The sequence below is a fragment of the Reyranella sp. genome, assembly GCF_050185545.1.
GTDB lineage: Bacteria > Pseudomonadota > Alphaproteobacteria > Reyranellales > Reyranellaceae > Reyranella.
On sequence record NZ_JBFWZI010000279.1, the window covers coordinates 1 to 7,135 of the forward strand.

General features: G+C 67.1%; 5 protein-coding genes. 2 read left to right on the top strand and 3 right to left on the bottom strand.

What is annotated here, in order from left to right; translation table 11 throughout:
* The 3 genes from AB7O82_RS35960 to AB7O82_RS35970 all read right to left on the bottom strand — a co-directional run.
* Window positions 1–368 (bottom strand): DUF7168 domain-containing protein (locus tag AB7O82_RS35960; RefSeq protein WP_428621669.1); only part of this gene is annotated, 368 nt, incomplete at its 3' end.
* A 93-nt stretch (window positions 369–461) separates the two neighbouring features.
* Window positions 462–1,553: an amidohydrolase family protein gene (locus AB7O82_RS35965; protein ID WP_428541115.1), complete on the bottom strand. Its 1,092-nt coding sequence runs from the start codon at window positions 1,551–1,553 to the stop codon at window positions 462–464.
* Window positions 1,554–1,582: 29 nt separating this feature from the next.
* A complete protein-coding gene (locus AB7O82_RS35970; protein ID WP_428541118.1) occupies window positions 1,583–4,669 on the bottom strand; it encodes a WD40/YVTN/BNR-like repeat-containing protein in 3,087 nt (1,028 codons plus the stop codon).
* A gap of 265 nt (window positions 4,670–4,934) precedes the next feature.
* On the opposite strand from AB7O82_RS35970, the gene AB7O82_RS35975 reads away from it, so the two are divergent.
* Together AB7O82_RS35975 and AB7O82_RS35980 are read left to right on the top strand one after the other, a co-directional pair.
* Complete coding sequence (locus AB7O82_RS35975; protein ID WP_428621671.1) at window positions 4,935–5,396, top strand: lysozyme inhibitor LprI family protein; 462 nt, start codon at window positions 4,935–4,937, stop codon at window positions 5,394–5,396.
* A gap of 90 nt (window positions 5,397–5,486) precedes the next feature.
* Window positions 5,487–7,135, top strand: a 1,649-nt coding sequence (locus AB7O82_RS35980; RefSeq protein WP_428621673.1) for a flavin-containing monooxygenase, incomplete at its 3' end; no start/stop codon positions are given.

Genomic DNA, 7,135 nt, shown 5'->3' on the forward strand with positions numbered 1-7,135 from the left:
GCGCTGTCGATCACCTCGGTGAGGCAGCAGGCGGCCTCGATGTCCGCGCGCAGACCGAAGAACACCCAGCGGACGCCCGCCCGATCCTTCTCGCGCCACACCCGACAGCCGCAGAACTCGGCGATGGCGCCGACGCACTCGTCGAGCAGGATCCGCTTGTTGCGCTGGACCTCGTAGGCGAGCTGCTCGCAGGACGACTGACGGACATCGACATCCGCCAGTGACAGGTCGTAGCGGTCGAGCAGCTCGGCCACCTTGGCGGCGGCAGCCAGCGCCTCGCCCTCGGTGCAGCCATTGGCGACCGTCTTTGCACGCAAGGCCTGGATGCGCTGGCGCAGCCGATCGAGGTTGGTGGGGTCGAGATTCATGGCGAACTCATGTTCTTCCGGACTGCGGGCGTCTCGCCCGCTCATGTTTGTGAGCGGGCGGGACGCCCGCGGTCCGTAGGAACATGAACGATGTCAGCCAATCCCCATCAGGCGCGCCGCGGTGCCGCCCAGGATGGCGATGCGCTGGTCATCGGTGAGACCGGGCGTGCCCAGCACCAGGTCGACCTCGGTGCTGGTCCAGGGAAAGGGATAGTCGGTGCCGATCATGATCTGGCCGGGGCCGGTCTCGGCGATCAGATGGCGCAGCGCCTCCGGCGTGAACACGATCGTGTCGAAGAACAGCTGGCCGTCCTTGAGATAGGCGGTCGGCTTCTTCTTGGGCAGCGGGCCGACGCGATTGGGGAAGGTGCGGCAGACGGCGTCCGAACGATTGGCATAGGACGGCAGGTAGCCGCCGCCATGGGCGGCGCAGATCTTCAATCCCGGAAAGCGGTCCAGCGTGCCCTCGAAGATCAGGTGCGACAGGGCGATGGTGGTCTCGAGCGGGTTGCCGATCGTGTTGGTGAGCAGGCCGCTGCCGCCCAGCCGGCCGCTCGGCTCGAGCTCGCGCGTGCCGAGCGGGTGCATGAACACCAGGACACCCAGCTCCTCGCACTTGGCCCAGAACGGGTGAAAACGCGGGTTTGCCAGCTCCTCGCCGGCGACGCTGCCACCGACGCCGACGCCCTTGAAGCCGAGCTTCTTCACCGCGTGCTCGACCTGCTCGGCCGCCAGCTCGGGGTGCTGCAAAGCCGCCGTCGCGAAGGCGACGAAGCGGTCGGGGTTGGCGGCGCAGAACTCGACCAGGGTCTCGTTCTGGACCTTGATCAGCTCGGCCGCGACGTCACGCTCAGAGCGGTACCAGTAGGGATTGATGCTCAGCGCCTCGACGTCGATGCCCTGCGCGTCCATTGCGGCGATGCGAGTGCTTGTGTCGTCCATCAAGAGCCCTGGCGCCTCGAGCGGATGCTTGATCAGCGCCATCGCCTTGGGGACGCAACAATGGGCGTGGATGTCGATCGTCTTGACCCGCTTGCCGTTGACCACGACCTCGCGCCGCCGCGGATGGGCATGTCCATGGTCGTGCGCGCCTGGACCTGCCGCCGCCATCATCTCGCAGCCGACGAATCCGATGCCGCCCGCAGGCGGGCCGGCCGACGTTCCTCCGCTTGCCTGCATGGACATGACGATCCCTCTCTGTTCGGTGGAAACGACTAGGATGCCGCCACGTGGCGCACACCGGCCTTGGAGAGGCTGGCGTTTAGCTGCGCGATGTCGCGGTCGACGATCGCCTCGAGCTTGGCAACCTCGCCATCGACCTTGTCCATGACCTCGCGCGACACCTGCTTGGTCTGGCTGGTCGGGGCCGCGTCCGCCGTCGTCGTCATGGCGATCATGTCCATCAGCGTGTCGTTGAGACCGGCCGGATTACGCAGCACGTCGCGCACCGACTTGCGTTGCGGATCGACCATTACCCGCTCGATCGCCGAGAGCTTGCGACCGATCGAGATGGCCAGGGTGCGCAGCGCGCGCTCGCCCTTGCCGGTACGCTCGGCGACCTCGTCGAGCTGGCGCTTCATGCGGCGCAGGCGATTGACCGCCTGCTTCAGCTTCGAAATGGACGCCACCAGTTCCGAGTGCAGCGCGAACTGCGCGGCATAGTCCTCCGGCGTCGTCGAAAGACGTGGATCCTTGACGACGGTGAAACTCACCGTCTCCTTCTTGTCGCCGATGCCGAGCTCTACTCCGTAGGTCCCCGGCACGACGGTGGGGCCCGGCGGATTCTCGGGATCCGGCGCCAGCGGCTTGGGCCGCGGTGCCGCCAACGAGTAGTCGATCCTGGTCGGCCCCGGATACTTCATGTCCCAGACGAAGCGATTGAGCCCGGCCCTGGTGCCCGGCTTGCGCGCCGCCGGAGCGTCCTTGTCGTCGCTGGCGAAGGCGTTGATCTTGCGCCCACGGGAATCGCGGAACGTCAGAGTCACCGGCCCGGTCGCCTCCTCTGCCAGCCAGTAATAGACGACTGCCCCATTGGGCGGGTTCTCGCCGACATCGAGATGCTCGCGCACCCGCGTCCCGTCGGGCTTCTCCACCATGACGGTGCTGCCGTCGATGCCGAAGGCGGGACCATAGGCGATGCCGCCGCGCACGTTGGCGCCGGCGCTCCAGTGCAGCTTGGTGCGGACGGTCGTGCGTGGCGCGAACACACGCGTCTTGCGGCCGCCTTCGGCGAGGCCGCGCAGCCCCGTCACGTCGTCGAGGATCCAGAACGAGCGGCCATGCGTGGCCGCCACGAGGTCGCTGTCCTTGAGTTTGAGGTCGTAGACCGGCACCACCGGCAGGCCCGACATCGGCAGCCAACTCGCCCCGTCGTCGAGCGAGAAATGGATGCCGGTCTCCGTGCCCACGAAGAGCAGACCGGATGCCACGGGATCGGCGCGCACGACACGGGTGATCTCGGTCGCCGGCAGGTCGCCGTTGATCGACTTCCAGGTCCGCCCGCCGTCGGTGGTCCGGAACAGGTAAGGCTTGTAGTCGGCGAGCTTGTAGCGAGTGGCGGCAACGTAGACCGTGTCCGGATCATGCGCCGATACCTCGACGCAGCCGACATAGGCGAGTTCGGGCATGCCCTTGGGCGTCACGTTCTGCCAGCTCTGGCCGTCGTCGCGCGTCACGTGGACCAGGCCGTCGTCGGTCGAGGCCCAGATCTCGCCGGCGCGGTGTGGCGATTCGACGACGCAGGCGCAGGTGGCGTGCACCTCGGCGCCGGCGCTCTCGCGCGTGATCGGCCCGCCGGAGGCGCCCTGGCGCTCGCGATCGTTGAGACTGAGATCGGGCGATATCCGCGTCCAGCTCATGCCCTGGTCCCGGGTGCGGAACACGCAGTTGCCGCCGACATAGAGCGTGCCCGGATCGTGCGGCGAGAACACGATCGGAAAGGTCCATGCGAAGCGGTACTTCAGGTCCTTGGGCGCAATGCCGGTCGATTCCTCCGGCCAGACGTTCACCAGCTGAAGCTGGCGCGTGCGGTGATCGTAGCGCTGCAACGCCCCCGCCCCGCCCGGGCTCGAGCCGATGGCGCCGACATAGACGACGTTGTGATCGCGCGGATCGACGGCAATGAAACCGCTCTCGCCGGTGCCGGGATACGAGCAGTCGGCCAGCGTGATGACGCCCCATTCCGAGGCGCTGGGGACCGATATCGAGGTGTTGTCCTGCTGCGTGCCGTAGACCCGGTAGGGATACTGGTTGTCGATGTCGAGGCGATAGAACTGCGCGGTCTTCTGGTTGTAGATCGTCGACCACGAGGCGCCGCCATTGAACGAGATGTTGGCGCCGCCATCGTTGCCCTCGATCATGCGCATGCAGTCGTTAGGGTCGATCCACAGGTCGTGATTGTCGCCGTGGCGCGTGGTGATCTCGCTGAAGCTCGTGCCGCCGTCGGTCGATTTCCACATTTGCAGGTTGGTCACGTAAACGGTGTCGGCATGACCGGTGTCGGCGAACACGTGCGTGTAATACCAGGGGCGGTGCATCAGGTCGCGATTGGGCGAAACCATGGTCCAGCGCACGCCGTAATCGTCTGAGCGGTAGAGGCCGGTCTTGTCCCCCTCGGCTTCGACCAGCGCCCACACGCGACCGGCGCGCACCGGCGAGACGGCGACGCCGATCTTGCCCAGCAGGCCGTCCGGCAGGCCGGGCTTCCGGGTGATCTCCTCCCAGGTGTCACCGCCATCCATGCTGCGGAACAGCCCGCTGCCCGGGCCACCGCTGGAGACGTTCCAGAAGTTGCGCCGCGCCTCCCAGATCGAGGCGAACAGGATGCGCGGGTTGTTGCGGTCCATCGACAGGTCGATCGCCCCCGCGACGTCGCTGCGATAGAGAATGCGTTCCCAGTTTTTGCCGCCATCACGCGAGCGATAGACGCCGCGCTCCGTATTGGGGCCGAACACGTCACCGAGCGCGGCAACGTAGACGAGATCGGGGTTGTCGGGATGAATGCAGATGCGGCCGACGAACTTGCTGTTCTTGAGGCCGACATTGCGCCATGTGCGCCCGGCATCGTCGGACTTGTAGACGCCGTCGCCGTAGGAGACGTCGAGGCGGATCGCCGTCTCGCCGGTGCCGGCGTAGATCACGTTGCCGTCCGACGGCGCCACGGCGATCGAGCCGACCGCTGCACTGCCCATGAAGCCATCCGAGACGCATTGCCAGAAGACGCCGCCGTCGACGGTCTTCCAGATGCCTCCGGCGCAGGCACCGAAATAGAACACCATCTTGTTGACCGGATCGCCCGACACCGCGACAACGCGGCCGCCCCGCGAGGGGCCTATGCAGCGCCACTTCAGCGCGTCGAACCCGGACGGGACGGAAGGATTCGTAGGGGCAGAAGGAACAGTCTTCTTTGCCATGGCGCAGCGTTTCCGATTCCTTGATGTGGCACGAAGGGCCGACCGTAGGTCAGGTGCGCGGGCCGGCGCAATCGGCTTTGCATCATCCTTGTTCTTGCGTTCTCGCCCGATTTGCGCCTAGGTCGAGCCCGACCGCCATCGTGGAAACTGCGCCATGAGACTTGCACGCGTCGCCCTGATCGCCGCTCTGCCGCTGCTGGCATCGGTCGCACAGGCTCAGCCCAATGCTGCCGACGCTCGCACGCTGCAAGCCTGCCTCGCCGCGCAGGATGGCAAGCTCGGCATGGCGTGCATCGGGGTCATCGCCGACCCGTGCATCAGCGCAGAACCCGTCACCGAGAAACAGCGCGCCTGCGCGGTGCGCGAGCTCGCCCTCTGGGAGGCCCAGCTCGACGCGGCACTCAAGAGGGTGAAGCGCGGAGGCTTCAAGGAAGTCGACGGTGCGGTCACGCGCTCCCAGCAGACCTGGCGATCCTCGCTCAAGGACCTGTGCCCGGTGTTCGGCAAGATCGATCCCGGAATGCTGCCCGGCGGCGAACCCTATTGCCTGCTCCAGGAGACGGCCGCCCGCACGCTGCTGCTTCGTCGCCTTGGCGAGGCCGTCAACGAGCACTAGGCATCATCGATAGGCCGGGCGCCGCCGTACGACGATAGCAACGGGCCGCAGCCAACCTTCCACCCTCCGCCCCCCCACACAGGCTTGCCCATGTCCTCGACAGTCAGCCCGGCCGCGCCGGCCAAACCGATCGACCGCGAGGCGCTGCGCCGCAAGTATCGTGAGGAGCGCGACAAGCGCCTGCGCGCCGACGGCAATGCGCAGTACTTGCAGATGGCCGGCCACTTCGCGCGCTACCTCGACGACCCCTACACGCCGGTCGCGCCTCGCGAGCCCAGGACAGATCACGTCACCTTCGCCTTCGTCGGCGGCGGCTTCGCCGGCCTGGTGACGGCCGCGCGCTTGGTCGAGGCCGGTGTGCGCGACGTCCGCATCGTCGAGAAAGGCGGCGATTTCGGCGGCACCTGGTACTGGAACCGCTACCCTGGAGCGCAGTGCGACACCGCCTCGATGGTCTACATGCCGCTGCTCGAGGAAACCGGCCATCGGCCGACCGAGAAGTACGCGCATGCGCCGGAGATCCTGGCGCATTGCCGCCGCATCGGCGCGCATTTCGGGCTGTACGACAACGCCCTGTTCCATACCGAGGTCGAGGACCTGTCGTGGGACGAGGCGCGCGCGTGCTGGCTCGTGCGCACCAACCGCGGCGATGCCTTCACCGCGCAATTCATCGGCCTCGGCACCGGGCCGCTGCACGTCCCCAAGCTGCCCGGCATCCCCGGCATCGACTCGTTCACCGGCCACGCCTTCCACACCAGCCGCTGGGACTATGCCTACACCGGCGGCGATCCGTTCGGCGCGCCCCTCGACAGGCTCGCCGATAAGCGCGTCGGCATCATCGGCACCGGCGCGACGGCCGTGCAATGCGTGCCCCATCTCGCCCGCTCGGCGCGCGCGCTCTACGTCTTCCAGCGCACCCCCTCCTCCGTCGACGTGCGCGCCAATGCGCCGATCGACCCGGCCTGGTTCTCCGGCATGGCCACGCCGGGCTGGCAGCAGCGCTGGCTCGAGAATTTCACCGCCAACCAGGCCGGTGGGACGGCGACCGAGGATCTCGTGCAGGATGGCTGGACCGACCTGTCGCGTCGCATCCGCCAGCGCATTCTCACGCTGCCCAGGGATCAGCGGACGCGCGACAACATGCTGGCGGCCTTCGAGGATGCCGATCACGAGAAGATGGAGGAGATCCGCAGCCGCGTCGACGCGATCGTCGAGGATCCGGCGACGGCGCAGAAGCTCAAGGCGTGGTACCGCCAACTATGCAAGCGGCCCTGCTTCCACGATTCCTACCTGCAGGCCTTCAACCTGCCGGGCACCCATCTCGTCGACACCGACGGCAGGGGCGTCGAGCGCATCACGCCGGCGGGCGTCGTCGTGGCCGGCGTCGAGTACCCGCTCGACTGCCTGATCTATGCTTCGGGCTTCGAGGTCGGCACCGAATACCGCCGCCGCGCCGGCTTCGACCTGATTGGCCGCAATGGGCTCAGGCTATCGCAGCATTGGAAGGACGGAATGCGCACCAAGCACGGCATCCACGTCCACGGCTTCCCCAACGCCTTCTTCGTGCAACCGACCCAGGACGCCAACCTGATCTCCAACGTACCGCACAACCTCACCGAGTCCGGCCGCACCATTGCGACCATGGTACGGCACGCCCTCGACCACGCCTTCCGCGAGATCGAGGTGACGCAAAAGGCCGAGGAAGAGTGGGTGAAACTGCTGCTGACCAGCGTCGGGCG

What these genes read in the sequence shown, in the direction of transcription:
- AB7O82_RS35965 (WP_428541115.1), bottom strand. Translation starts at nt 1,553, where the DNA reads ATGTCCATGCAGGCAAGCGGAGGAACGTCGGCCGGCCCGCCTGCGGGC.
- AB7O82_RS35975 (WP_428621671.1), top strand. Translation starts at nt 4,935, where the DNA reads ATGAGACTTGCACGCGTCGCCCTGATCGCCGCTCTGCCGCTGCTGGCA.